General features: G+C 36.1%; 1 protein-coding gene. It reads left to right on the top strand.

Annotated features, from left to right (window positions below; all coding sequences use genetic code 11):
* Positions 1–366 (top strand): DUF659 domain-containing protein (locus tag LR961_RS19185; RefSeq protein WP_232151574.1); only part of this gene is annotated, 366 nt, incomplete at both ends.

The following is a 366-nucleotide window of genomic DNA, read 5'->3' as shown; positions in this document are numbered from 1 at the left end:
AAAAATCTCGACAAAGAAGTTGCAAGAATTATATTTGCTACAAATTCACCATTTCGTCTTGTTCAGCATCCTCAGTTTCTCAAGATGGTTCAGAACCTGAGGCCAGGTTATATTCCTCCATCCAGAAAAGATATTGCTGATAAGTACTTGAATCTTGTGTATGAAAATGAATATGAAAAGTGTGCAGATGACCCGAATAATGAAAATGTATGTCATTCAATTGATGGGTGGTCTAACATCCATAATGAGCCCATAATGTGTGTCACTCTAACAACATTCACTGGTCAGATTTATTTAGTTGACACAATAGACACATCAAGGAAACCTCACACTGCTGAATATCTACTACAACTTGTACAAAATTCG

This window comes from Stenotrophomonas sp. SY1, assembly GCF_021202945.1.
Taxonomy (GTDB): Bacteria; Pseudomonadota; Gammaproteobacteria; order Xanthomonadales; family Xanthomonadaceae; genus Stenotrophomonas.
The sequence above is the reverse complement of the archived record's forward strand: the minus strand, read 5'-3'. Positions and strand labels throughout refer to the sequence as shown.